The 22,979-nt window shown below is 61.3% G+C and carries 18 protein-coding genes; 4 read left to right on the top strand and 14 right to left on the bottom strand.

Going from position 1 to position 22,979, the window contains the following annotated elements; all coding sequences use genetic code 11:
- Window positions 1-343: 343 nt before the first annotated feature.
- The 3 genes from HMPREF2996_RS06415 to HMPREF2996_RS06425 all read right to left on the bottom strand — a co-directional run bounded on the left by HMPREF2996_RS06415 (window position 344) and on the right by HMPREF2996_RS06425 (window position 3,408).
- Entirely contained in the window at window positions 344-706 is a 363-nt protein-coding gene (locus HMPREF2996_RS06415) for a cation efflux transmembrane domain-containing protein (protein WP_371325894.1), read from the bottom strand.
- Window positions 707-777: 71 nt separating this feature from the next.
- Window positions 778-2,130 carry an MFS transporter gene (locus tag HMPREF2996_RS06420; protein WP_070730603.1) on the bottom strand — a complete coding sequence of 451 codons (1,353 nt, stop codon included), beginning with the start codon at window positions 2,128-2,130 and terminating at the stop codon, window positions 778-780.
- Window positions 2,131-2,268: 138 nt separating this feature from the next.
- Complete coding sequence (locus HMPREF2996_RS06425; RefSeq protein WP_070730606.1) at window positions 2,269-3,408, bottom strand: helix-turn-helix domain-containing protein; 1,140 nt, start codon at window positions 3,406-3,408, stop codon at window positions 2,269-2,271.
- 141 nt (window positions 3,409-3,549) lie between these two features.
- Between HMPREF2996_RS06425 and HMPREF2996_RS06430 the strand changes: the two genes are divergently transcribed.
- Together HMPREF2996_RS06430 and HMPREF2996_RS06435 are read left to right on the top strand one after the other, a co-directional pair.
- The gene (locus HMPREF2996_RS06430; protein WP_070730607.1) at window positions 3,550-5,142 is read left to right on the top strand and encodes an amidohydrolase; all 1,593 of its coding nucleotides are present in this window, start codon (window positions 3,550-3,552) and stop codon (window positions 5,140-5,142) included.
- 9 nt (window positions 5,143-5,151) lie between these two features.
- Window positions 5,152-6,387 carry a M20 family metallo-hydrolase gene (locus HMPREF2996_RS06435; RefSeq protein WP_070730609.1) on the top strand — a complete coding sequence of 412 codons (1,236 nt, stop codon included), beginning with the start codon at window positions 5,152-5,154 and terminating at the stop codon, window positions 6,385-6,387.
- A gap of 33 nt (window positions 6,388-6,420) precedes the next feature.
- On the opposite strand, the gene HMPREF2996_RS06440 is transcribed toward HMPREF2996_RS06435, so the two are convergent.
- The 5 genes from HMPREF2996_RS06440 to HMPREF2996_RS06460 form a co-directional block, all read right to left on the bottom strand.
- Window positions 6,421-6,867: a MarR family winged helix-turn-helix transcriptional regulator gene (locus HMPREF2996_RS06440; protein WP_070446267.1), complete on the bottom strand. Its 447-nt coding sequence runs from the start codon at window positions 6,865-6,867 to the stop codon at window positions 6,421-6,423.
- Between the two features lie 55 nt (window positions 6,868-6,922).
- A complete protein-coding gene (locus HMPREF2996_RS06445) occupies window positions 6,923-7,318 on the bottom strand; it encodes an MmcQ/YjbR family DNA-binding protein (RefSeq protein ID WP_210398899.1) in 396 nt (131 codons plus the stop codon).
- 230 nt (window positions 7,319-7,548) lie between these two features.
- Window positions 7,549-8,349, bottom strand: coding sequence for an enoyl-CoA hydratase/isomerase family protein (locus HMPREF2996_RS06450; RefSeq protein ID WP_070730612.1), 801 nt, complete (start codon window positions 8,347-8,349; stop codon window positions 7,549-7,551).
- Window positions 8,350-8,352: 3 nt separating this feature from the next.
- A complete protein-coding gene (locus HMPREF2996_RS06455; protein WP_070730615.1) occupies window positions 8,353-9,324 on the bottom strand; it encodes an NAD(P)H-dependent flavin oxidoreductase in 972 nt (323 codons plus the stop codon).
- 77 nt (window positions 9,325-9,401) lie between these two features.
- On the bottom strand, window positions 9,402-9,812 hold the full coding sequence (locus HMPREF2996_RS06460) for an acyl-CoA thioesterase (RefSeq protein WP_070730617.1): 411 nt from the start codon (window positions 9,810-9,812) through the stop codon (window positions 9,402-9,404).
- A gap of 87 nt (window positions 9,813-9,899) precedes the next feature.
- On the opposite strand from HMPREF2996_RS06460, the gene HMPREF2996_RS06465 reads away from it, so the two are divergent.
- Window positions 9,900-11,081: an acyl-CoA dehydrogenase family protein gene (locus HMPREF2996_RS06465; protein WP_070730620.1), complete on the top strand. Its 1,182-nt coding sequence runs from the start codon at window positions 9,900-9,902 to the stop codon at window positions 11,079-11,081.
- A 161-nt stretch (window positions 11,082-11,242) separates the two neighbouring features.
- Here HMPREF2996_RS06465 and HMPREF2996_RS06470 read toward each other — a convergent pair whose 3' ends face one another.
- The 6 genes from HMPREF2996_RS06470 to HMPREF2996_RS06495 all read right to left on the bottom strand — a co-directional run bounded on the left by HMPREF2996_RS06470 (window position 11,243) and on the right by HMPREF2996_RS06495 (window position 21,284).
- Window positions 11,243-12,739, bottom strand: a complete 1,497-nt coding sequence (locus tag HMPREF2996_RS06470; protein WP_246822995.1) for a permease family protein — start codon at window positions 12,737-12,739, stop codon at window positions 11,243-11,245.
- Between the two features lie 47 nt (window positions 12,740-12,786).
- Entirely contained in the window at window positions 12,787-13,893 is a 1,107-nt protein-coding gene (locus HMPREF2996_RS06475) for an alcohol dehydrogenase catalytic domain-containing protein (protein WP_070730622.1), read from the bottom strand.
- 290 nt (window positions 13,894-14,183) lie between these two features.
- Window positions 14,184-15,302 carry an alcohol dehydrogenase catalytic domain-containing protein gene (locus tag HMPREF2996_RS06480; RefSeq protein WP_070446252.1) on the bottom strand — a complete coding sequence of 373 codons (1,119 nt, stop codon included), beginning with the start codon at window positions 15,300-15,302 and terminating at the stop codon, window positions 14,184-14,186.
- Window positions 15,303-15,420: 118 nt separating this feature from the next.
- Window positions 15,421-17,139, bottom strand: a complete 1,719-nt coding sequence (locus HMPREF2996_RS06485; protein ID WP_070730624.1) for a helix-turn-helix domain-containing protein — start codon at window positions 17,137-17,139, stop codon at window positions 15,421-15,423.
- A 34-nt stretch (window positions 17,140-17,173) separates the two neighbouring features.
- A complete protein-coding gene (locus HMPREF2996_RS06490) occupies window positions 17,174-19,189 on the bottom strand; it encodes a hydantoinase B/oxoprolinase family protein (RefSeq protein WP_070644210.1) in 2,016 nt (671 codons plus the stop codon).
- Between the two features lie 37 nt (window positions 19,190-19,226).
- Window positions 19,227-21,284 carry a hydantoinase/oxoprolinase family protein gene (locus tag HMPREF2996_RS06495; protein ID WP_010189244.1) on the bottom strand — a complete coding sequence of 686 codons (2,058 nt, stop codon included), beginning with the start codon at window positions 21,282-21,284 and terminating at the stop codon, window positions 19,227-19,229.
- 191 nt (window positions 21,285-21,475) lie between these two features.
- Between HMPREF2996_RS06495 and HMPREF2996_RS06500 the strand changes: the two genes are divergently transcribed.
- Complete coding sequence (locus HMPREF2996_RS06500; protein WP_070730626.1) at window positions 21,476-22,942, top strand: helix-turn-helix domain-containing protein; 1,467 nt, start codon at window positions 21,476-21,478, stop codon at window positions 22,940-22,942.
- Window positions 22,943-22,979 lie beyond the last annotated feature (37 nt).

The following is a 22,979-nucleotide window of genomic DNA, read 5'->3' on the forward strand; positions in this document are numbered from 1 at the left end:
CTGTTGTGCCCAGTGCGTGACGTGTTGCAACGATAAGACGCTTTTCAGGATCGCGCACCCTTAGAATTGTTAATATTTTTGCCCATGGAAGTATATTTCGATCGGGTGGGTCTGAAGTGAACATTTCACTAAGAAATTTGCGCCAACCTTGGTTTTGTCCCAGTAGACCGTATTCTGGGAAAACGTCTCTTTGACCATTCGTTCACAAACTAAAGAATGACCCCATCGAGGGGTGCTTAAGGGGCGCGTCGGGGATGGGCGGCGGGTGGTTTGGCCCTGAGGGGGCAGGGATGTGGGCGCAGCCGTAGGCTTCTGAATTAAGGGATTTCTTAAAGGGGCTGCGTCATTCTTCTTCGATCTCCGGGTCTTCCGAACGGGCTTGCTCGAAGACCTCTGCCGCGGCGCGCAGATTAATGGTGCCGATGATGAGGCCGACTACGATATCCGGCCACGGGCTTGCCCATGCCAGCATGAGAAGGCCGGCGCCAAGAATGAGAATGTTGGCGGCAACATCGTTGCGCGCGGCCAACCAAGCACCGCGCGTGAGCGCGCTGCCGTGACGCAGTTGCAGCAATAACACCGCGCAGAGCAGATTGATGAGCATGGCGGCTACGGCCGTGCCGGAAAGCGTGAGCGGCTCGGGCACGGCGCCAGTGACGATCTTCCATATGGCCATGGCATAGGATGCCACGGCAGGAATCAGGATGAGTCCGGCTAGGCCATAGCTTGCTTTGCGGCGCCGAGTCCCAACTTATTTTTCTTATGAGCGGTTGTGTATTAGTCGACGATGGTGACGTCGTCCTCGCGGCGGTGCCTTTCGCCGGCGAAGCCACCGAAGGCTGTAATGAGCGCGGTGGCGGCCAGGATGATAATTCCCGGTGTAGAGCTAGGCGTGTCATTGGAGGCGTTCAGCGCGGTAGCGAGGAAAGGTAGCAGTCCCGATACTGCGGAGGCGATATTGGCAGAGATGGCCACCCCGGAATAACGGACGTTAGCCGGGAAGATCTCTGAGAGTAGGACGCCCGACACGGAATAGGTGATTGTAACTAGGGACAGTCCAGTGCAAACAGCAAGCGTGAGTAGTACAGCATTGCCGGTATCGATCATCGCCCACAGCGGCCACGCCATGATGGCGGTGGCAAGCGCGCCGTATCCGATAACGCGACCGGGGCCAATCTTTTCGCCGAGGCGGCCGAAGATGATGTTGATAAAGATCTGGCACACAGCGCCGAGGAGGGTGGCGTTCACGACGGTCTGGCGCTCGAAGTCTAGCGTGGTTGTGGCATAGGAGAGGACGTAGGTGCTCATGACGAAGAACCCGCCGATGCCTAGGAAGGCTGCCGCAGAGGCGAGGCATAGTTGTGGGAAGTGTTGTGTGAAAAGCTCCTTCAGGGAGCCTTGGTGCGCGGCTTCGTCTGCCTCGGCCTCCTCTTCGAGTGCTTTGTACACCGGGGATTCCTCAGCCTTCGAGCGAATCCACAGTGCTACTGCCAGGAAGGGGAAAGCGATGAGGAAGGGGATGCGCCAGCCCCATGAGCTCACCGCGTCATCATCGAGCATGAGTACAAGCGCGAAGGCGCCGGAGGAGAGCAACGTACCGGCGGGGGAGCCGATTTGCACGAAGGCTGCGTAACGGCCGCGCTTTTCTGCCGGCGCGTGTTCGATAGCCATGGTTGTTGCACCACCCCATTCGCCGCCGACGGCGACTCCCTGGAGCAGACGCAGGATGACCAGAGTGATAGGTGCCCAGATGCCAATGCTGTCAAAGGTGGGCAGGAGGCCAATGACTCCGGTGGCTACTCCGATAACGACGATGGAGATGATAAGGGCTGGTCGGCGCCCCATCTTATCGCCAATTTGCCCGAAAATAACCGCGCCGAGTGGGCGGGCGAGGAAGCCTACGCCGAAAGTGGCGAAGGAGGCGAGGGTGGCGCCGGTGCCCGACATTCCAGAGAAGAAGAGTTCGTTGAAGACGAGCGCGGCGGCGGTGCCGAAGAGGAAGAAATCATACCATTCGAGGGCTGTGCCGACGAATGCGGAACTGGCGATGCGGAAGACGTCCTTTGAGTCGACCTTGATTTCCTCGGCGCCGGATTGGGCCGAGGCGGCCGGCGCTGCATGGGTAGTCATATCGAGGTGCTCCTTATGTGAAATGCATTACCTTTCTATGGAACATTAGGTGCGCGTCACCTTGGGGTGAATGGGGCGGAGAGTTTTCTATGCATTGCCCCACTGGCCGAGTGCTGTGGTTGTGTCTGTGCACAAGTGCTATCGGGCAGTGCGATGGAGTGCTAGCAAAGCTCGCGCGGCATCCTTTGGGCGAGTGATGTCAAGACCGGTGAGCTCGTTGACGTGTCGTAGGCGGTTGAGCACGGTATTGCGGTGGCAGTGCAGCGCTTCCGCGGAATCCTTGATGGACCCGCAGTCCAGGTAGGCGGTGATGGTCAGGTAGAGCGGCGCGTGGTGAAGCCGTAATTCGGCGATTGTCTGGGTGAGCTCCGTCATGCCGCTGGCGGTGAAGTCTGCGAGGGCATCCCCGGCGACGGCCCAGAGTGCATCGGGCGCTTCGGTGAGTTGGTTCAGCGGCCCGGTGGCATCGAAGATGCGTGGTGCCTGATGTGCAGCCGCGCGCGCTCCGGCTAGTCCGGTGACGTTGCGAAAGAGCACCCCGGAAATATCTGCCAACTCTTTGGTCCTGCGTCCTGTGGAATGGCGGATGGGGCACTGTTCACTGGGCCAAAAGGCCACAAACATCCCGCGCACACCGTGGCCGAAGGCCTTGCCGGAGGAGATGGGTTCGTGGAGAAGCGCGCGCAACTCCACCGCCGCAGTGGGATGGGCCACCACGACATCGAAGTGGCAATCGGCATCCAGGTTGAGCGCGCGGGTGATTTCCGCAATGCCGAGCGTGCCCAGTGATTCGGCCGCAAAGAGCCTTTCCAAATGTCGGGCGTGGGCGCGGTGCACGTCGTGCTGCCCGCGCGCTTCTTCTAGGCGGTAGGCGTCGCGTACCACCAGGTTGTACATCGTCACAACGGAATGCAGCTGGGTCACGTGGTCGATGAGCACTTCCTGGTCCGCGCCGGCGGCCCGGCGTAAATGCTCCCAGAGGACCGTGAAGTCGAGCTGGATGGCGTCGATCAGCGTTGCTAATTCCACGCCCTGGTGTGCGCGCCGCCGACCCAGGCTCTGCGCGTGGGCGCGCAGCTCCTCCTCATCCATCGCGCCGACCAGCACATCGGAGATGCGAGCGAGGACCTCAAAGGCTGTAAGGCGTAGCTCGGCCTCGCTCACTAGTGAGTCGCCATAGCGCCCTGAGCGGCTAAAGGCGGTGAGGAAATCCTCCACCAGCCGGGGGATGGTGCCCTGGACCTCCGCAACGATATCGTGCCAGCGTTGTTCGTGCATGTGCACAACGCTACACGGTGGTCACTGGTGAATTGCCCTCAATGCGGAGAGGTGTATCACTTCTAGGTTTAACCTGTGGGGGCAGACACAGCACGCACCGCGTGCAGTTCGTCGGAGAAACAGGAGAACACAGGAGGACGCATGATCACGCGCATCGACAACGCCCACATCCTGACCCAAGACCCTGCGCGGCCAGTCACGGATGCGGTGGCCTTTGCCAACGGGCGCATCCTGGCAGTGGGGCAGGCCGCCCGTGACCTGCCAGCTGACCAGGTGTGCGATGCCGGCGGGCGCACGCTGAGCCCTGGTTTTAATGACGTGCATTCCCACACCGTGTGGTTTGGCCAAACGCTGCTGGAAGTCGACCTCTCCCGGGCCACAACGCCAGAGGATGTCTACTCTGCATTGCACGAGGCCGAGCCCAACCCCGACGGTTGGGTAGTGGCCGCAGGGTTTCGCCCCTCCGGGCTGGATGCGCCGGTGGAGATAGAGCAGCTTGACCGCGTGACCGGCGGGGCTCCGCTGCTCATCAAACACAACTCGGGTCATGCCTACACGGTGAACACCGCGGCCCTGCACGCGGCAGGCGTTGACCCCGCCAACCCGCCGGAGGTGGAAGGCGGCGAGTTCGTTTGCGATGCCGATGGCCACTGCACTGGGCTGCTCGACGAAAACGCTATGCGCGCTATCCAAGAGGTGACACTGCCGGAATCCGGCGAGGAGATTGCCCGCGCCCTGGAACTGGCCACGCGCCGCTACCTCGAACGTGGACTGACCTCTGTCACGGATGCCGGTGTGGCTGGCGGCTGGATTGGGCACAGCCCGCGCGAGATTGCGGCCTATCAGAACGCCACCCTGCACACCCGCATGCAGGTGATGGTGACCATGGATGTGCTCCACGAGATTTCCGGACACGCCTCCGACGGGACCGGCTGGGGACTGGATGGCGGGCTGCGCACCGGTTTCGGCGATGAGTGGCTGCAGATCGGACCAGTGAAGATTTTCAGCGATGGCTCCCTGCTGGGAACCACTGCTGCGCTGAGTGAAAACTATGCTTGTTGCTCCCACCACGGCTACTTCCAGGGTGACCCAGAACAGATGCGCACCCGCGCGTTGCGAGCGGCGAATTCTGGCTGGTCACTGGCCATCCACGCCATTGGGGATGCAGCGGTAGATTTTGCGATAGAGACGCTGGAGGAGGCCGTCGACAAGCATGGCGTGCCCGCCATGCCGCACCGCATCGAACACGGCGGCGTGGTGCGCCCCGACCAGATTGAGCGCCTGCGCGGCAAGCCCATCGTGGTGGTGCCGCAGCCGCTGTTCATTCAGGCCTTCGGTGACGCGATGGCGGATGCCCTCGGCCCGGAGCGCACGGAGTGGAGTTACCCGGGCAAGCGGCTTCTCGACGCCTCCCTCATTCTCCCCGGCAGCTCCGATCAACCCGTGGCACCAGGTGTGCCCCTGGAGGTCATGCAGGCCTTCGTGGAGCGGCGCACCGCCTCGGGCCGGGACTACGGGCCTAAGGATCGTCTGACCTCAGCCGAGGCGCTCCACGCCTATACCGCCGGTTCGGCCGCGGCGACGGGCTGGGCCGGGCGCAAGGGGCAGGTGATGCCGGGGCAGCTGGCGGATTTTGTACTGCTTTCCCAGGACCCGCTGCAGACTGATGACCTTTCCACCATCGACGTGGCCGCCACCATTGTGGGCGGCGAGCTGCGCTACGGAAGCTTTTAAGGAGTAGAAATGCGATCAACCACCAACGAACAATTCCTGGCCGATTTCCAAGCCATGTCCGCCAACGGTGCCACTCCGGGCGGTGGCGTGGAGCGACAGGCAGCCAGTGCCGGCGATAACCTCAACCGCGCCTGGTTCCACGAGGTCCTAGAGTCCCTCGGGGCGCGCGTCATCTATGACGAGATTGGCAACCAGTACGGGCTCTTCGAGCTTGTCCCCGGCGCCGAGTACGTGGGCCTGGGCTCACATCTGGATTCGCAGCCCTTGGCCGGCCGTTTCGACGGTGCTTATGGCGTGCTGGCTGCAGCCCATGCTGCCGGGCGCGTGGCGCAGTCGGGTGCCAAGGCGCGCTATAACCTGGCGGTCATCAACTGGTTCAACGAGGAGGGCTCGCGCTTTGCGCCCTCCATGATGGGCAGCTCCGTGTATGTGGGAACGCTGGCGCTTGACCGCGCCCACTCCGCCACCGACCTTGCCGGCGTCACTGTGGCGCAGGCCCAGGAAGAAGCCGGATGGGCCCCGCGCGGTGAAGCCCCGAAGCTCGCGGCCTATGCGGAGATCCACGTCGAGCAAGGTAAGGAACTTGAAGCTGCCGGCAACACGATTGGCCTGGTTACCGCCACGTGGGGTGCGAAGAAATTCCAGGCGGTGGTCTCCGGTGAGCAGGGCCATACCGGTTCCACTCTGATGGCCGATAGGAAGGATGCGCTCTTCGGCGCCTCCCTCATCATTGCTTCAGTAGAGCGCCTCACCCACGAATTCGCCGAAGGCCAGCTGCAGGCTTCGGTCTCGCAGCTAACACTGGAGCCGAACTCGCCCGTGACCATCGCCCGCGAGGTGCGCTTCAACGTGGATGTGCGCTCACCCTCCACGGAGGTGCTGGAGAAAGCCCAAGCGCGCCTGCAGGAGATTATCGCCGAAGCAGAGGAGGAATCACGCACCTCGGTCGAGCTATCCCCAACGCACGAGTGGGCACTCAACCCCTACCCAGCAGCCGGCGTGGCGCTCGCCCAGGAGGTCGTGGAGGAGCTGGGCTACTCGCACCAGGAGATCTACACGGTGGCCGGCCATGACTCGACCAACCTTAAGGAAGTGGTGCCGACGGTTATGCTCTTCATCCCCTCCGTCGACGGCATCTCACACAACGAAAAGGAATTCACCACGGAGGAAGACTGCGTGGCCGGCCTGGACGTGCTGGCGCACGTGGCGCAGCGCCTCGTGGAAAACGGTTGCGGGGAGGATTAGGCCCCTAGCGCGGCCCTGCACTAGTCATCCGCGCTAGTCCTCATCACTCCACGGCACATACCCGAAAGCCTTCAGCGCGGTCTCGAACCCACGCTTCATGGTGGTTAACTCTTCCTCGCTGAACTCATAGGTGCGCAGGCGCGCCGGGCCGGTGAGGGGGACGTGGAGCAGGAAGCGCCGGCCTTCCTCTGTGATGCTGCACAGGCGGCGGCGCAGGTCCTCTGGATCATCGTCGATGGCAATGAGATCGTCACGCACCAAGCGCTTGACCGCCTGCCCGATGGTGGCGGGCTGCCAACCCAGCTCCTTGCGCAGTTGCAAGATGGGAATGGGGCTCTTTTTATCGATCAGCCGGAGGAGCGAAAGGTGCGAACCGGTGATGCCGTACTCGCGGCGTGCTTCGGTATCGAAGCGCGCGCGGGCGCGCTCGAAGCGGCGGTATTCCGCGATGGTCTCATCGATGAGGTCAAAATCCGTCACGTGATCAAGCCTAAGAGCTCGGGGTTGGTGGCCGCAAATGTTTATAGCGGCAACTCTATCCAAAGGTGGAGGGATCGATGGGGCGTTGTGAACGGGGGAGCTTTTCTACTACGAGGCGGTACGAGTCCGTCACGAGTTCGGCCAGAAGTTCCGGGGTCAGCTGGGGAGCTGGGTGCACCGACACCCAATGTCTCTTATTCATGTGGTAGCCGGGCGTGATGAAGGAGTGCTCGCTACGCAACGCTTCTGCATCCAGGGGATCGGCCTTGAGGATGGCCTGCTGGCGGCCAGTGACCGCAGTGAGAAGGAGGAAGACCTTGCCGCGCACCTTAAACACGTCCCAGTCTGGTCCAAAAGGATGCGTCAGCGTGGCGCCGGGCAGTTCCATGGCGCGGTCGGTGGCACTGGAGTGAAGGTCCAGGGCGCTGGAGCCGCTTGAGCAGGAGTTCATGTGAACCAGACTAGGTGAAAACACCGTTGGGCCCCGTCCTCCGATTCCTCGGGGAGGGGCCCAACGGCGTCTCTATCAAGTCCCTCCAACTATCAGCCATTGGCCGCCCTCTGGAGGGTGAGGGGTTCTCTCTCGCATGCGCTCTCTCAAACGCACAACATTGAGTATGGAGGCCAACGCTGGCACCGCCATGAACTCTTCCTGGCAGTTTTCTGCTAGTCAAAAATCTTCTAGTCAAAGTGCGCGGGGCGCTTTTCTAGAAAGGCCCTGACGCCTTCCTTGTGTCCGGCAGAGGCCATTTGCGCATATTGCGTCGGCTCTTCCCAGGCAAGTTGTTCGTCTAGCTGGCCCAGCGCCGTGCGGTTGATGGCCTCTTTGGCTTTTGCGAGGGCATCGCGCGGCGCGATGTGCAGGCGCTGCGCTAGCTGCAGCGCGGCCTCGAGGGCGTGGCCCTGGTGCGCGCGTTGGGCGACGATCCCAGCTGCCTCCGCTTCGGCGACGCCGAGCTTGTCCTGGAGAAGTGCCAGTGCAAGGGCGCGGTGGCGCCCCACGGAGGCGAGCGCGGTAAGGCTTACGCCGCCGTCCGGGATGAGGCCAATCTTGCCAAAGGGTAGCGTGAAATAGGATTCTTCAGCAGCCACGATGAGATCGCAGGCGAAGGCCAGCGATGCACCAGCGCCAGCGGCCGCGCCTTCGACCGCAGCGATGACCGGAATATCCGCGGCCTGGATTTCGGTGACGAGCGCATTGAGCTGGGGCAGCATGGTGGACTCGGCAGGGGTAGGAGCTTTTCCCGTGGCCTGCGCGGCGGCTGCTGAGTGTGCGGCGGCGACCAGATCCGCACCGGCGCAAAAGGCCGTCTCATCACCGGTGATGATGAGGGCGCGGATGGAGGGATCCGAGGAGGCGTCGTTAAGCGCAGCCGAAAGCGCCTCGCAGTGTTCCTTGGCAATGGCGTTGCGCCGCGCGGAGTTGTTGATCTGGGCGATAAGGGCAGAGCCTTCGCGGCGGGTGAGGATGGCGTCGGTCATGAATTAGTCCTTAAGGAGTTCGGCGAGGGAGGAAATGATGCGCTGGGCATCGGCGGAAATGCGGGAGACGATGTCAGCGCACGGCGCGACATCGTGGATAAGGCCCTGCGAGGTGCCGCAAGTCCACACACCCGCGTCCAAGTCACCGGTCTCGTAGACCGCGCGGCCGCGCTTGCCTGCAACGAGGTGGCGGATGTCGCCGAACTCCGCGCCCTGGGCGAGGCGCTCGGCCACTTCATCGCTTACAGCATTCTTGGCCACGCGGGTGGAATTGCGCAGCTCCCGGAGGATGAGCTGGGTATCCAGCTCGCTGCGCTCCACGATGGCCTGCTTGACGTTCTCGTGCACCGGGGCCTCCGTGGAGGCCACGAAGCGGGTGCCCATGTTGATGCCTTCGGCGCCCAGTGCCAAGGCAGCAGCGAGCCCTCTGCCATCCGCGAAGCCGCCCGAGGCCACGATGGGAATGTCGAGTTGATCGGCGGCGGCAGGGATGAGGACGAGGCCCGGGATATCATCCTCGCCAGGGTGCCCGGCACATTCGAAGCCGTCGATGCTCACGATGTCCACGCCGACTTTCTGGGCGCTGAGGGCGTGCCGCACGGAGGTGCATTTGTGGATGACAGTGATGCCAGCATCCTTGAAAGCCGGCATGTGGTCCTTGGGGTTGTTACCGGCGGTTTCTGCGATCTTCACGCCTTCCTCAATGATGACGTCGCGGTACTCCGCATAGGGCGGTGGGGTAATTGCAGGGAGCATGGTGAGGTTGACGCCGAAAGGCTTGTCGGTGAGCTCGCGGGTGCGGCGAATCTCGTGGCGCAGATCCTCCGGGGTGGGCTGAGTGAGCGCGGTGACGACGCCGAGGCCACCGGCGTTAGATACGGCTGCGGCGAGTTCGGCACGGCCGACCCACTGCATGCCGCCTTGGATGATGGGATGCTCGATGCCGAGCATCTCGGTAACACGGGTGGAAATCATGAGGATTGTGCTCCTTCGTGGTGAGGAAAGCGTGGGGGAGTGATGACTGAGTTCCTGAACTAAACGGCGGTGAATGGTTATTCGGAAAAATGGGCACGCAGGCGCTCGATAAGTTCGTCCGGCAGGGCGATGGGGCGGCGCGCGGAGACGTCGATAAGCACCAGCGTCGCCGTGGCAAACACGCACGGGGTGCCATCCTGAATGAGTTCGTGGGCGACTTGATAGGAGGTGTTTCCGATGCGAGAAATCCACACGCGAGCCTCGATGGAATCGGTGTAGGTGAGCTCGGCGTCATACTGGACATCGAGGGATCGAACCACGTGAGCATAGGAATCGGTGGCGACGGGGCCGGTGAGAGTGGCGGCTGCACGGACGCGCGCCTCCTCCAGGAGGGTGACCACTGTGGCGTTGTTGACGTGGGCGTTGGCGTCTTGGTCGGACCACCGCAAGGCGAGGGGTATCGGGATGGCGTTGGCGGGCGCGCGCATTGTTCCTCCTGGGGCAAGCGGGTAGAGTGATGCACATTACTATACATACGAATTGTGGTTCGTTGCTCGAATCGTGAGGAGAATGCCATGACAGATCTTCTGGGAATCGATGCTCTGCTGAGTGAAAAAGAAAAAGCTACCCGCGACCGCGTTGCCGCACTGGTGGATGAACACATCCGGCCGCATGTGGGGCAGTGGTACGAGGATGCGGTGCTGCCGGAGTCGATCTTCCCGGTGCTCGCGGAGGCCGGTCTGTTCGGAATGCATCTGGAAGGCTATGGCTGCGCCGGGCGCTCCGCGGTTGAATACGGACTAGCCATGCAGGAGCTGGAAGCAGGGGACTCCGGTATCCGCACGGTGGTATCGGTGCAAGGATCGCTGGCAATGTCGGCGATTTATAAGCACGGCTCGGAGGATCAAAAGCAACAGTGGCTTCCCAAGATGGCCGCCGGCGAGGTCATTGGTTGTTTCGGCCTGACGGAGCCGACCGCGGGCTCGGACCCGGCGGGCATGGCGACGGTGGCGCGCTACCGCTCTGGTGAATGGGTCATTGATGGTGCGAAGCGTTGGATCGGTCTGGCGAGCGTTGCTGGGGTAGCCATCATCTGGGCGAAGGTTTCTGAGGAGGACGCGGCGGCTGCCGGGGTGGAAGCGGGCGTGCGCGGGTTCATCGTGCCGACGTCTACGCCAGGCTTTAACGCCACCCCAATTACCCGCAAGCTGTCCATGCGCGCTTCCATTCAGTGCGATATTGAATTGGGCAGCGTTACTCTGCCTGCTGATGCACTGCTGCCCAAGCATCCAGGGCTCAAGGGTCCGTTTATGTGCTTGAACGAGGCTCGCTTCGGCATCAGCTTTGGCGCTTTGGGCGCTGCTCGTGATTCTTTGGAGGCGGCTCTGGCCTATGCCAAGGAGCGCAAGCAATTCGACCGCTCGCTGGCGTCCTTCCAGCTCACCCAGCAGAAGCTGGTGGACATGGCGGTGGAGCTGAACAAGGGGCAGTTGCTGGCACTGAACCTGGGCCGCGCCAAGGATGCAGGCACGCTGGAGCCCTACCAGATTTCGGTGGGCAAGCTGGCTAATTGTCGCACCGCCATCGACATTTGCCGCCAAGCCCGCACCATCCTGGGCGGCAACGGTATCACCGCGGACTACTCGCCGCTGCGCCACGCCGCCAACCTGGAATCAGTGCGCACCTACGAGGGCACCGATGAGATCCACACGTTGATTCTGGGGCGCGTGCTGACGGGGGAGGCAGCGTTTAGCTAACCGTATGGCGTCGGACCGGTGCTGCCGCACTGGTGCTGCTGCGCAGATGGTCCCTTTACTCTGCTAGGGAGCAGAGTAAAGGGACCATCTAAAGGGGGGACAGAGAATCGTGCCGTCACCAACGCACAGGAGAAATGGCGTAAATGCTCGGCCGAGAACTCCTATTTCGACTCGGTTGATGCTTCATTTGGAGTAGACGTTGGTTCACTGCCGTCCTTGTCTTCGAAGGAGAAGCTTACGCGAGAGGAGGCAAGGTGGTGTGCTCGGGCCTCTTCTTCGGGGATTTCATCGAACTGGCGTAGCGTTCCATCTCGCTGTTCCTTGAAGAAGTCGCGTCCGTAAATTACGGCAACAAGGAGGATTCCGGCAGCGAAGCCCCAAGTTGCTCCCTGAATTGCGAGAATTGCAGCGATAACGCCTGCTATTCCCAAATCTCGCTGATTCTTTGCTTCCATGATGCCGACACGGACACTGACGAAGCCTTGAATGACAAGGGTAAGTGCTAGTGCCACTGGCAAAATGGGTTGTACGAGTGTCACGATTGGGAGAAGCATGATTCCGGTTTGGCACCCAATTCGGAATGAGAAGGTGCCTCCGAAAATCGACTGCATTGCTTTTCGGCCTTGCTTGAAACGCTCGACCATCACGACGTGCATCGCAGCCCACAGAGGCCCGCACATACAAGCATCGGGGCCGATGATACTCATGATCGTGTTTCGGGCTCCGAAAAGCATGTGGGCGCGGTTGGGATCATAAACGACAGCCTCATCGGTTCTGACGTGGTCTGCCTCGTGGAGTACCGCCTTTGCTTGAAGCACATCACCGAAGACCACAATATATGCGGCGAGCACCGTAGGAATCGCGGTAATGAACATGTTCAACGGCGGGAAGCCAAGGCCAAAAACAGTGTAGTTCTGCCATAGGCCAATAAAGTCTGGGCTGGAGAACCCAAATTCAAGCTTGGGCCAGGGAGACTCGCCAACAAGTGGTGCAACAATAACGGCCAAAAAGATAGCGGGAATAATGCCAAGAGAACCTACTATGCGCCAACCTTTTCTCTTCGCGCGCAGCATAGCGAACGCCCTCGAATACATAATGAAGAAGGCCACGGCTAGAAGTATTGAAATGGTGATTGGGAAGCTGTGGAACTTGCCGTCCTCGCCGAATACCTGAATAACTGCCGCTAGTCCGGCACCCATAATAACGCCGGCCCTAATCGACCCGGGAACAAAACGTACAACTTTAGACGCCCAGCCTGTTATTCCTAGCGTCATCGAGAACAAGCCTAAGAGGAGCTGGAAGGCGACGAGAGCCCACACACGCTCATCCTCCGGAAAGCTGTGGAGATAAACGAGCAGTAGAGGAATCGCAGGCGTAATCCAACCGGGAACAACGGGATCGCCTAGAAGCGCATGTAGGAGGTAGAGGAAGCCGTTCATGAGGACGATAGCAATCGCCATCTCGAAAGACATTCCTACGGCTTCGGTAATAAGAGGAATTGCAGCCAGATCGACTGCACACATAATCAGGCCTTGCGAGAAGTCTGCGAACTCAAAACGGTAGTGAAGAAAAGGGATGCGGACGTCGAAGGGGCCAAGTTTCCAACTGGGGGTCGGAGTGCCAATTCCTTCGTCAATTCCAGGGGTGGTTGTAGCCATGCTCACGGCCCTTTCTTGAATTTCAAAATCATTTCTTGAGGTGAGGGTTAGTCAAAAGTGATGATCTGTCGAAGCACAGCGCCATCGGATAGGGAGTCCATGGCTTCGTTGATTTCATCAAGCTTGATGTGGGAGGAAATCAGTCCTTCTGCCTTGAGTTTCCCGTCTCGCCAAAGCTGCTCATATTTGGGAATATCTACGCTTGGAACTGAAGAACCAAGGTAGCTTCCGTGTACTCTTCGGGCCTCAGCAGTAATTGTGAGTGGATCCAGGGTGATCGAGCTGTTTGGTGCGGGGAGACCGACAGTGACTGTTGTTCCTCCGGGTGCTGTTACTTTAAAGGCGGTTTCTAGTGCCTTCGGGTGGCCGGCTGCCTCGACGACACCATCGAATTTGAGGCCCAAGTCTTCCGCCTCTTGAGGTGAATATGCCTCGTGCGCGCCGAGATCGAGGGCGGCTTGACGTTTCGATTCCTGCATGTCGATGCCAACGACTTTCTTTACGTCGAGGGCGAGAGCAGTGATAACTGCAGCCATTCCAACGCCACCGATACCAACCACGGCGACGGTGTTATCCGGGGACGGTTTTAGCTCATTTAGGATGGCACCACCACCGGTTAAGATTGCGCATCCGAAAACCGCTGCGATATCTGAGGGAACGTCGTTTCCGATGGGCACTAGCGTTTCTCTAGCTGCAACAGCGTGGGTTGCGAAGCATGAAACACCTACATGGTGCTGAACAATCTCGTCGCCGCGATGTAGTCGTCGGGTTCCTCCCAGAAGCGTTCCTTCCTCATTAGTTTGAGAACCGACGGAACAAGGCATCATGCCGTTGGTTTGGCACTGCTTGCACTTTCCGCATCGCGGAAGGAAGGTGAAGACGACCTGCTGACCAACCTCCAGGTCATTTACGCCTTCACCTATTTGTTCTACGACGCCAGCGGATTCGTGTCCCAACAACATCGGGACTGGTCGAGGTCGATTGTTATTAACTACAGATAAATCAGAATGGCAAACACCGGCAGCAGTAATTCGGACAAGAACTTCGCCTGGCCCAGGCGGATCAAGTTCCAATTCCTGGACTGTGAGTGGTTGCGATTCTGCGTATGGGCGTGGTGCTCCCAGACGTTCAAGTACAGCACCTCGGATTTTCATGGTGAGCCTCTCTCAGGGGATATAACAGCGAGCAATACTCCACACACCGGTAGAGTGAGGCCTAAGTTACCAACCGGCCCTGTCGTGACATGGGTAACAATATGTGGATAGTTCTATAATTTTCCCTTGGAAGTGGATATTTAACCATGTTGACGGGCGGCGAGTTTGGAACAGATACCTCTTATGTAGCGATTGTTACTTGTCGGAAAACGTTTGAAGCCCCGCGCCTTAGCAGCGCGGGGCTTGGTGAGGAAAGGTGAGAGATTTGTTGAGGTTTAGCCGAGCTCTGTTTAGTCGAACTCGATGATCTGGCGCAGGGCTGCACCGTCGGAGAGGCGGTCCATGGCGGTGTTGATGTCCTCGAGCTTGATGTGATCAGAGATGAGGGCCTCTGCGTTGAGCTTGCCCTCACGCCATAGCTGTTCGTACTTCGGGATATCCTTCGACGGAACGGAGGAACCCAGGTAGCAGCCGTGCACGCGGCGTGCTTCACCGGTCATTACGAGCGGGTCGATGGTGATGGTGGAGCCCGGTGCCGGCAGGCCAACGGTGACGGTCAGGCCGCCCGGTGCGGTGACCTTGTAAGCGGTCTCCAGTGCCTTCGGGTGGCCGGCAGCCTCCACGACGGCGGTGAACTTCTTGCCGGACTCTTCGGCTTCCTGTGGGGTCATGGCGGAGGTGGCGCCGATTTCGAGGGCCTTTTCGCACTTGTCCTTCTGCATGTCGATGCCCACGATCTCCTTCACGCCGAGTGCAGCGGCGGTAATGATCGCGGCCATGCCCACTCCACCGAGGCCAACGACAGCGATGCTGTCCTCCGGCTTCGGATCAATCTCGTTGAGGACGGCGCCGCCACCGGTGAGGATGGCGCAGCCGAGGATAGCGGCGATGTCCGCCGGGACATCGGAGCCCACCGGTACGACGGAGAGCTCGGAGACCACGGCGTGGGTGGCGAAGCCGGAGACACCGAGGTGGTGCTGAACCGTCTCACCGTTGCGGGTGAGGTGGCGGGTGCCGCGGATGAGGGTGCCCTCGTTGTTGGTCTTGGAGCCAACCTCACACGGCATCTTGCCGTCGGTCTTGCAGCCGGCACACTCGCCGCAGCGCGGGAGGAAGGTCATGACCACGTGGTCGCCAACCTTGACGTTGGTAACACCCGGGCCGATTTCCTCGACGATGCCGGCGGACTCGTGGCCTAGCAGCATCGGCAGCGGACGGGGGCGGTTGTTGTTGACCACGGAGAGGTCGGAGTGGCAGAGGCCAGCGGCGGTGATCTTGACCAGAATCTCGCCCTCGCCGGGAGCGGAGAGCTCGAGCTCGCTCACGGTGATGGGCTGAGAGTCGGCGTAGGGGCGCTCATCGCCGGAGCGCTCCAGAACGGCGCCGCGAATGGTAATCGTGTCAGACATTGATACCTCCAGACATCGGATGGGGTTAATGCCTCGCAATGTACGCCACGTCACGTCGGGGAGGGCGAGAACGGCATGGGAAAAACTACACCCAATATATGCTCGGATGGAGAATTCTCTACCTGCTGAGCGCGTGAGCGCGCAGCGCTACGAAGACATCGAGCCCGCGCTGGCCCACGGCCCACTCATCTCCCATGAGCTCAGCGATCCGGTCGAGTCGCTGGCGCACCGTATTGGGGTGGATAAACATGGCGCGAGCTGTTTGCGGGATGCTGTGGCCGGAGAGCAAGTAGTGGTGCGCGGTATCGGTCAGCTCCGTGGAATGCTCCGCGTCATAACGCACCAACGGGCCGATCGTGCGCGTGGACAGCGCGCTCAACGCCTGCGGGTCCGCGCCCAAGATGAGGCCGACAGTGCCCAAGGTATCTTCGGTGACTAAGCGGCCTTGTACGCCGAGCGCTAAAGCTGACTCCAAGTAGGCCATAGCGGAATCGTGGGCGCTGCGTGCCGAATCCAGCCCGTCGAAGCCGATGGCAGAAACCGTCAAGTCAGGAAACTCAGACAGCAGCGGGGCAAGTGCCTTATCAATTGCTCGATCCGGCTGGTACAGCACGCACACGTGCTGGTCGTGGTGTGTGATAGCGGCATTTCCCGGCAGAAGGTGCTCTAGTTGCGGGCGAGTTGGCAAACTCTTTGCCGAGTGTAAGCCGACGAAATAGAGCTGTACCGAAGAATTCAGGCTGATTCCCGTTAGGTGGCGCAGACGAGCGATCTCCTCGCGCCCAGCATTACCCAGAGCCACGGCGTAGACGAGGTCATCGACTTTGCGCGCGGTGGCGTCGACAAGCGCTTCGGCAAAAAGAGCAATCGCAGTAAAGGCAGCAGAAGCGTGGCTGATGACGCGCAGTTCGGCATCGCTGAGCTCTTTGTCCACGCCAATCGTGCCTAAGGCCCGCCCGTTGAACTCCACGGGGAAGGTACTGGTTGGGGAAGTGTTCGGGGCACCTTCCGTGGTCCACAGCATCACCGGTGCATCGAGGCTTTCAGCCAACACGCGTTCGAGTTCCTCAAAACTCGCGTTATTCATCAGCACGTGGAGCAGCTGCGTGTTGACGTCATTGAGCCACTGCAGTTCTTCGACATGGCGGCTGAGCGCAATCTGGGAGCGGGTCAACTCGGCCACGGATTCGCCTTGGCTCTCGATGACTTGCGCATTCTCCAGCGCCACGGAGGTAATAGAGCCAAGCACCTCGAGGGCCGCGATTTCTTCGTGCGTGTAGTGGCGGGGGTGGCGGTCGCCCACGAGCAGCGCGCCGATGGTGCGCCCGGCGGTGCGGATCGGGGCGCCGAGGATTCCGCGGATTCCTTCGGCTTCTACCGCGCGGTCCACGTAATCCACGTGCGTAACGTTGGGATCTGCGGAATGGTCATAGGTCCACGCTGGGCGGTTGGTGGCGGCCACGATGCCGAGGACTCCGGAGCCTATCGGCATGTTGATGGTGCGGAATTCCTCCGTGACGACACCACTGGTGGCCAGCACCTTGGTAAAGCCGGTGTCCTCATCGTTGAGGCTGAGATAGCCCACGTCGGTGCCGATGGTGGAGCGCGCGTGGCGCACGATGGCCTGGAAGATATCAGTGGATTCGCGGCCGGAGTTGAGCATGTGGGAGACGTCGAGCAGTTTGGTCGACATCACCCGCCATGTGTGGTTGGCGCGCATGGTCTCCTCGATGGCCCGAAGCGCGCCAAGCTCCTCGGCCGCCAATTGCTCGCGCAGCTCGTCGGGGACACGGGTGCCGCTGGCGAGATGGGAGAGTACGGGGCCGAGGAGAGACATGCTCCCTAGTTTAGGAGGCTGGGCGGGGCGCCACCTACTTCCAGTGGGAAGAGGAACGCTTGGTCATCTGCTCACGGTACTGCTGAGTGGTGGTGGGCAGGAGCTCACCGGTGGCCCAGTCCAGGATGACGCCGTAGTGGCGGACCAGGTCGAGCTGGTCCAGCTCGCCCGCGTTGTAGCGCTCTGCCACGGATTCCGGGTCCTCCGCCAGCTTGTCCAGGCGGGAGGAGCGAAGTTCCTCACGTAGCTTCGTGGTTTCCTCCTCATCGAGCTCGTACTCATCGATCTCGGGGTCGATGGCGTGGATGACAACGCCGTAGTCTTTGGCAGCACGGCCCACGGACACGTAACCGTCGATGACGTCCTCCAACACGGCCTGCGGGTCACGCTCCAGGGCATCGCCGAATCCGCCACCACCGGCAGAGGGGCGTTCGAAGGTATCGCCCGGGCCGACTGGCACGTTGGAGAAGAGCGCTCCGAGGTACTTCTCATCCGGGGTGCCGCGGTTGAGCCACACGCCCTGCGGGATAGACGGCAGACCACCCTCAATGCCCCAGGTGACCGAACGGGAGCGGTCACAGCAGTAGCTCATCACGGTCTGGTTCGCGTCCGTGAGCACGCCGCCCTTGGATACGCCGACGCCGCCGCGGAACTTGCCGGGGCCGGCCGAGTCGGTGACCAGCGCGTGGTGGCTGGTGATCACAGGGGAGAGGCGCTCCTGGCCTTCCACCGGCTGGACCGCCAGGCCCGGACCGAAGACCGGTGCGGTAGCAGAAGAACCATCGCGGTCGACGCGACCGCCCCAGCCGCCGGCCATCCAGTCGTACCACATGAAGAACTCGCCCTTATCCTGCGGTTTCTTCGCATCACGCGTATCCCAACCGCCGATGAGCAGGTACTCCAGGTTGAAGGCGCAAGCCATGGCGCGCTCCTGCATGAGCTGGGACCACAGCTCGAAGACGGCGTTCATGATCTTCTCGAAGGGGCCGGAACAGAAGCCGGTCACCGCGTGCGGCATTCCGGCATTGACCACGGTTCCCTCTGGGCCGAGGTCGATGTCCATGGCGCGGTAAAGACCGGAGTTGAGCGGTACATCGGGGAAGAAGGTCTTCGTACCGGCGACGATTCCAGAGAACGCGGAGCCATAGCCGGCGTTGAGGAAGCTGGCGACCGCCGGTGCGGAACCATCCAGTGAGTAAGAGAGGCGCCCGCCCTTGATGCGCATCGTCACCTTGATGGGAACCAGGCCTTCTTCCTTGGCCGGGTCGAGGTCGATGTAGTCGGTGGTGGACCACTCGCCGTCCTCCAAGTCGGCGACGCGGGCGCTGACGATGTCTTCCACGTAGTCCTGGACCTCACGCAGCGCGGTCCGCACGATGTCGACCGAGTACTTGTCCACGAGACGGTGGATCTCACGCTCACAGACCGCGGTGGCTTCGGCCTGGGCCTTGAGGTCACCCATGACGATCTCTGGGCTACGGGTGTTGCCCGCTAGGAGCTTGGCCACGTCCTTGAGGAACACGCCCTTGGACCACACGCGCACCGGAGTGATGCGCAGGCCCTCGGTGTAGTAGTTAGTGGCGGACACATCGAAGGAGCCCGGGACGGAGCCGCCGGCATCAGCCCAGTGGCCCTTGTTCTGCGCGAAGGCCAGCAGGGTGCCCTCGTAGAAGATGGGGCGCAGGAAGGACACGTCATTCATGTGCGTGCCGCCCTGGTAGGGGTCATTGATGGCGAAAACATCGCCTTCGTGGATGTCATCGCCGAATTCCTCGAGCACGGCCTGGCACTGGAAGTGCAGCGTGCCGACGTGGACGGCGATGTCCTGGTCACCCTGCATGACGGTGTTGCCCTCGGCGTCGCAGAGCGCGGAGGAGAAGTCGCGCGAATAAATAACGAAGGAATAGCAGGTGCGAAGAATCTGCTCGGACATGAGGTTGACCGAGGTGGCAAAGGCGTTCTTGAGCACCTCGAAGGTAACCGGGTCGAGCGTACGGCGGCTGGAAGAAGACGGCGACGGCTTCTGTGGCTGTGTCTGAGTAGTAGTCATGTCGATTCCTTTCAAAGGAGAGTCTTAGGCGAGCGTCTTAGGCGTTGGTCGCCTTGCCGATGTGGATGCGGATGTTGGACCACTCATCAATTTCTGCGCGGTCACCAGGCGGAATGACGGTGGTGGCGTCGAATTGATCGATGATGGCGGGGCCGTTGAGCTTTGCGCCGGCCTTCAGATCCGGGCGGTGGTAAATCGGGACATCGGCCCAGCCGCCGTGCGCGGAGAAGTACACAGGGCGGGTGGTCTCCGGGAGCTCTGCCTCGTGCTCTTCGACGTCATAGTGCTTGAAGGGCGGGTTCTCCAGCTCACCGATAGCGATGAGGCCAATCTGGTAGAACTCCACGGCACCTTCGCGGTCAGCGAAGGAGTACTCGCGCTCGTGCTCGTCGTGGAACATGGCGACGGCATCATCGAGCGGGTTATCGGACTCGGGGATTTCCACGGTGAGGGAGCGCCACTGGCCGCGGTAGCGCATGGAGGCAGTCAGCTTGAACTTCATGCGCTCCTCTGGCACGTGCTCCTTGTGGAGGCGCTCGCGGGCTTCGGAAATGAGTGCCTGGAATTCCTTGCGCAGGTCTGCGGTGTCCACCTCATCCACAGGGGCTTGGTACATCTTGGTGATGTCGTGGCGGATATCCACGAGCAGGCAGCCCTGTGCGGAGGTAACGCCCGGGTGCGGCGGGACGACGACGGTGGGGATGGAGAGGTCGCGGGCCACCTCGGCACCGTGCAGTGCGCCGGCGCCGCCGCCGACGACGAGGACGAAGTCACGCGGGTCGTAGCCGCGGCGGATGGACAGCAGACGAACGGCGTCGGCCATGTTGGCGTTGGCCACCTGGACGATGTTTTCCGCGGCGGTCTCGGTATCGAGGCCCAGAGGATCGGCGACGGTCTTGTTGACGGCCTCACGCGCGGCATCCGGGTTGAGCTTCAGCGCGCCGCCGATGAGCTCAGTGCCGAGGCGGCCGAGGGTGACATTGGCATCGGTATTCGTGGCTTCGGTGCCGCCGCGCTCGTAACAGACCGGCCCCGGATCCGCACCGGCCGACTGCGGACCATTGCGCAGGGATCCTGCCTCATCGATCCAGGCCTCCGAACCGCCACCGGCACCGATGGTGCCCACCTCAATGGACGGGAAGCAGATGGGGAAGCCGTACTCGACCTGCCACTGCTTGGTAATGCGAATATCACCTTCGTAGACCAAGGCGATGTCGGTGGAGGTACCACCCATCTCCAGGCCGATGGCGTTGGAGTAGCCGCAGCGCGTAGCGATGTCCTGCACCGCGATGGCGCCGGCGGCGATACCGGAGGCGGCCAGGCGGACCGGGTAGCGGGAGACCATCTCCGGGGTCATGGAACCGCCGCCGGAGTGGAGGAGTAGCAGGTCACCGTCGTAGCCGCCTTCCTCCAGCTGGCGGGATAGGCGGTTGACGTAGCCGGAGACGAGCGGGGCTAGGACCGCATTGGCGACGGTCGTGGAGAAGCGGTCGTGCTCGAAGATCTCTGGGAGGATTTCGGAGGAGGTGGAGATAGCGGCGTCGGGAAGCTCCTCGCGCAGGATCTCGGCCATGCGTTCCTCGTGGGAGGCGTTGGCGTGGGAGTTGATGAAGCAGATCGCCACGGTCTCAATCTTCTTGCGGCGCAGGATGCCGGCGATGCGGCGTGCCTCTGCCTCATCGAGCGGGGTGACCTCTGCGCCGTCGAAGTCGATGCGCTCTTCGACCTCGTAGCGGTCGCGGCGGCGGATATAGGGCTCCGGAACGTCGTGGTAGGCATCCCAGAGCTCATCCTTGGTGCCGTCACGGATCTCCAACACATCGCGGAAGCCCTTCGTGGTGATGAGCGCTGCCGGCGGGAAGCGGCGCTGGATCAACGCATTCGTGGCCACTGTGGTGCCGTGGGAGAACACCTCGACCTGGTTGAGCTGGACGTCGGCCGACTTGAGGCCGTTCATCACCGCCTTCATCGGGTCATCCGGGGTGGAGGGAACCTTGGCTACCGACAACTCGTGGGTCTCGGTGTTAACAATCGCGACGTCGGTGAACGTTCCGCCGACGTCAACGGATACGCGAAAAGGCTTGGTCTCCGTCATGGTGTGGACCTCTCTTTCAAAAGATGGTGAATTCGGTTGAGAGGAATCTTGATATGGCATGAGGAGGGGAGCAATGGAGAAACAGTGAATCAAGATGGAAAACGGTGGAGGAAACTCCAAAAAGCCAGGTTGCAGGGCGCTAGAATTACCTGATTAAAAGTAAGATAGGACACTATTTTTTGGAGGATTAAGTGGCGTCACAAGATGATCCGGTGCTGCGGATCGCCGATCTCGTCGTGATGGAGCCGCGGCTGCGCCGCTTGAGCAAGACGCTCGAGGATGAGAATTTTGTGGGGCTGTGCGCCGAGGGCGATGGGGACGTGGCGGGCTGGCTAGTCCTTCCCCAGCCGGAGGGAAGCCCACGCGCCATCCAGCGCCGGCTGGTCGACGCCGCCGGGGTCATCTTCCTCGACTCCGAGTTCGATGAGCAGGAAGTCCTGGACTCGGTAGAGGGAACCGGCGCCCTCCTGTACGGCACCGATGGGATCACGCGCCAAGATATCCGGCGCGCGGTGGATGAGCTTTTGCGGCGCCAACCCAACCTGGCATCCTGGCGCAAGCTCAGCACCATCGGGCAATTAAGCCCCGGGTTGGTTAACCCGGCGCCGGAGTCCGAGATCCTCGCGCGATTTGCCAGGTTTAGTGGAGATTCCTTGTTGTTGTTGACCGTTGATGGTCGGGTTATTGCCGCCGCCGGCGAACTGCCTGCGCGGAGTATTGCACGTTCCCTGTCGGTGGTGGTCAACCACAGCACCACGAGCATGCACGTGGGGCGTTGGAAGGTCTTTGCTCGGTGGCTTGACATTGCTGGTGAGAGCCCCTCCTTCGACCATGGCTACTGGCTGATCCGGGGGCGGCAGACCAGTCAGGATGCAGACTTCGATGACCCCGCTTTCGCAGCGCTGGAGGAACTGCTCACCGCTTCCCTCATGGCGCAGAGAAACATCCTGCGCAACCACGTTGCCGAATCGAGCGCGTTGATGGTGGCGTTGTGCGATGAGAATTCGAATAGGGAAGAAGTGGCCACCACGTTGCGCAGGCGGGGCTTTTCGGAACACGCGAAAATGCGCCTCATCGTTTCCGATTCCATCAAGGATTCCTATCGCAGTGATGTGCGCGACAAAGCTTTCGCCGTGGCCCAAGATGCGGGCGTGCCACTGGTGCTGGGATATGTGGCTGGCCGTACCTGCGTGCTGACGACGCAATCGGGTACGGAGACCAAGATTGCGGATGTGCTCTTCGGCTCAGTGGGGCTTTCCGACGGCTTCGATACCGTCGAGGAAGGCCCGCAGGCGTGGCTGCAGGCATTGCTTGCCGCTGTGGTGGTGGAGCGGAAACATTCCTTGCACCTGCAGAGCATGGAGTTTTCTCAGTGCAGTGCCATTGAGAAGGCAGCGGCCTACCTGGGGCAGCGCGGCCTCGAAGATGCAGTGGGGCAGCTCGACCGCGCCATCGGCTCCATTAAAGATGGGGAAGAAATCTTCCACGCTTATGAGGCCGAAGGGTTTTCTGTCGCCCGTGCGGCCAAGGTCGTGGGTGTACATGCCAATACGGTCCGGCACCGGTTGGAGGCACTGGCGGAACGTATTCGCTTCTCCGATGCGGACCTGGTCCTGTGGGCGCTGTGGAAAGCGCTGCGCCCCCGTATGCAGCGCTAGGCGGCTGGATGCGGGGGCACGGAGAAGGTGTGAGGGC

Origin of the sequence: Corynebacterium sp. HMSC066C02 (assembly GCF_001814945.1) — a bacterium.
Classification (GTDB): Bacteria; Actinomycetota; Actinomycetes; order Mycobacteriales; family Mycobacteriaceae; genus Corynebacterium; species Corynebacterium aurimucosum.